This window comes from Synechococcus sp. R6-7 (assembly GCF_047461695.1).
Taxonomy (GTDB): domain Bacteria; phylum Cyanobacteriota; class Cyanobacteriia; order Thermostichales; family Thermostichaceae; genus Thermostichus.
This window is the reverse complement of the sequence record NZ_JANSHS010000331.1, coordinates 1-2,883: the sequence shown is the minus strand read 5'-3', so window position 1 is coordinate 2,883 and position 2,883 is coordinate 1. Positions and strand designations below refer to the sequence as shown.

Sequence of the window (2,883 nt, the reverse complement as noted above, 5' to 3'; positions counted from 1 at the left end):
CGTTGCGGGTTGTCATCAAAGCGTTTCCCAGAAGCCCCTACTTTGTCTTGTTTCTTACCCGCTCCACCACCGACCTTAAGGCGATTTCAGAGCGTATCAAAGCCATCCTAATTGATGGAAAACCATTGTTGCCCCCTGTTCAGACACCACTGCATCCACTGCTCAGGCTTTGATGAGCTACGCCAAGCGCTACGCCCCGGATCCTAACTTTGTGGCCCTGCGCCTCTCTTTGAAAACGGGTCTGGATCATAGCCGCCTCGAAAAGGGCGCCCTGAGCCGTCAGGAGCTGCGCATTCTCTACAAAGCAGTGGCAGATCTCTTGGGCCGAGAGCGCCTGCCTATTGCCATGCCGGTCTGAGTAGTCGAGAATAGCTGGCGAGGTTTGTCTGAGGGCAGTTGCTGCGCTTGTGGGATCCCCTATTGTTTATCTGAGTTCACTTGCCTATGCTTGAGCATCTACATCTCGACCGCGACCGTAAGCTCATCTCCCTGTTTGGAGAGCCGGTTATCTTCCACTGCCATCACTACAACCTCTTCCTGCAGCAGACTATTGAAGATCCCGACTGGATCGATGGAGTAGGGATCCTGCGCACGGCAGCCCAGGAGATCTTTTACAGTCTTCTGTACGGAGCTTTCAAGGCTCTTGGCATTCAGGAGACCCAAGAGCGCCTGGCAGTGGCAGCTCAGATCTTCAGTTTTTTAGGATTTGGGCGGCTGGCGTTTGAGGTGACCCCTTCAGGCGGGGAAGTGCAGCTTACCCATTCTCACTATGCAGAAGGTTGGCTGAGCAAGTACGGGGATCAGGTCAACCGCACACGTCCCATTGACCACTTGGCGGTGGGCTATGTGGCGGCAGCTCTGGATGCCACGTTTGGCGAGCTGGGAAGCTACGGGGCAGAAGAAACAGAGTGTATGGCCGTTACGCGCAAGGATCACTGCGTGATCCAGGCCACTCGGCTGCCAAAGCCTCAGTCGCTGACTCCCAGTCCAGGCATGGGCAAGCTTATTGAGCAGCCAACCCAGTTCCCGCAGCCCGTAACGGCAGTGGACTATGACGCGGTCAACGAAGCTCTGTGGGGCTTGCCTTTGGCCGGAGATGAGCGGGGGCAAATTCGCGCGTTTAACGTGTTGCTAACGCGCATGCCTGCCAACTACTACAACCGCATTCAATATCGCTTTTTACAGGAGCTGAAGGCGGTGCAGGCTGAGCTGATGGGGGTGGGGGAAGCTCTCATCCGCGAGTCGGGGCATGTTTGTGTGTTCTACACCTTCGGCAACATCATGGAATCGGTGGAGTGGGAAACCCTGGTGGGGCCGATGCTGGAGAAGGACACGGACTGGATCCACGGCGGCTATGCGGTGGCCAGCAGCCTGGGGTGGGGTCGCTGGCAGGCTTTGGAGGTGGTGAGTGGCCAGTCTTGCCGGGTGGCCATTGACGGCAACTACGAAGCCAACTACTTTTTGGCTTCCTACCCACGGGCAGAGGATCCCGCCTGCTATTTTGCTCAAGGGGCGGTGCCGGCGATGATGAATCTGGTCTACAACGGCAACATCCAGCAGAAGCCGGTTTTGGATCAAGTCTTCTACAACCGCCTCTTCCAGCGGGGTGGGCTCTTCCACGGCCAGGAGACCAAAGCCAGAGAGCAAGGGGATCCCTGGTGCGAGTTTTACGCCGCTCGCGTCAGCGGGACGGAGTCCTTGCGGATGTAGGGATCCATGCAGGTGCGCATCCTCAGGCGGCGGGAGTGTGGGGCTGGGTGGGCCACCGACCTGCTGCTGCCACGTTGCCTTGTCTGGTCAGAGGTAGAGGCTCTGGCCCAGGAATGGGGAGCCGCTTGTCGCTGTTTTCAAGGGCAACTGGTGTGGCTGGATCTGCCCTCAGGCCGGATTACGGCTTCGTTGCGGGTGCCCCGCCTAACGTTGCGACTCCACGATGCTAACGCTGAGGCGCAGATCTTAAATCGTTTGCAGCAGTTGGCCAAGTCTTCTGGTTCCCAGACAGAGGGAAGTTAAGGGCAAAACGAGAAGTTTAGCTTGGCACCGACATTTTGCGGCAGACTATCGACCAATGCAGGATCGACTTTCCAGGAGTGCCATGCGCCCACCAAGTTCGAGCCTGCTGAGGAACTGGGAGCCGCGTTCATACTCGCTCATAGTCATAATGTATGCAGCATGCATGCAGCTCGGTACCTACCTTGCCATAGCAAAGAGAGCGCTCCATTCTTGGTTGGGCACACCCGGCTTGGCGATGATCTCAAGGATGCGATTTTGGGCGGCGGGCTGGAATAAACTTTCGACGGCCACTTGGGCTACTTTCGTGCGGGGGATGCTGCCGTCAAAGAGGGTATCCGCCTTGGACAGGACAATACCGTCGTTATTATCCTGATTTTTCAGGCCCCCCGGTCGAACGATGGTGTAGGTGAGGCCGCTTTTTTGCAGATATTCTTCCGCCCGTTTTTTCCACACCAGGATCAGCCAAAACAAATTGAGGGGGTGGAACAACTGAGACACGCACAGAGAAGAAATCAAAACAAAGTGTTGGATCCCTTTGGCTTTGGCCACATCGACCAGGTTCTTGGTGCCTTCATAATCCACTCGGTAGGGCTGAAAGGGATCCCAACTGGGCCTGGCCCCGGTGGCACAGAGCACCACCGTGCATCCTTCCATGCCCGTCTCCAGCGTGGCCGGATCCAGCACATCCCCCACCACCACTTCCGCTTCGGGGGGCAAAACCCGAGCGGCCAGCTCATGGCTGCGCACCAGCGCCCGTACCGGGATGTCGCGGCCCACCAACTCTTTGACAATGCGGCGTCCGGTTTCTCCTGTAGCCCCTGCAACAAAAGCCTGCATAAGTTTCTGATACATTTACGCTGAACACTGCTG

At 57.1% G+C, this 2,883-nt stretch carries 4 protein-coding genes; 3 read left to right on the top strand and 1 reads right to left on the bottom strand.

All coding sequences use genetic code 11. The annotated features are described in order from the left end of the window. The first annotated feature begins 172 nt into the window (after window positions 1–172). From NW815_RS10090 to NW815_RS10080, 3 genes are all read left to right on the top strand, one after another. Window positions 173–358, top strand: coding sequence for a hypothetical protein (locus NW815_RS10090; RefSeq protein WP_414390867.1), 186 nt, complete (start codon window positions 173–175; stop codon window positions 356–358). A gap of 86 nt (window positions 359–444) precedes the next feature. Then, window positions 445–1,710: a hypothetical protein gene (locus tag NW815_RS10085; RefSeq protein WP_414390868.1), complete on the top strand. Its 1,266-nt coding sequence runs from the start codon at window positions 445–447 to the stop codon at window positions 1,708–1,710. A 6-nt stretch (window positions 1,711–1,716) separates the two neighbouring features. Beyond that, window positions 1,717–2,013 carry a hypothetical protein gene (locus tag NW815_RS10080; RefSeq protein WP_414351089.1) on the top strand — a complete coding sequence of 99 codons (297 nt, stop codon included), beginning with the start codon at window positions 1,717–1,719 and terminating at the stop codon, window positions 2,011–2,013. Between the two features lie 177 nt (window positions 2,014–2,190). Here NW815_RS10080 and NW815_RS10075 read toward each other — a convergent pair whose 3' ends face one another. Then, window positions 2,191–2,850, bottom strand: coding sequence for an SDR family oxidoreductase (locus tag NW815_RS10075; protein ID WP_414390869.1), 660 nt, complete (start codon window positions 2,848–2,850; stop codon window positions 2,191–2,193). Window positions 2,851–2,883: the final 33 nt, after the last annotated feature.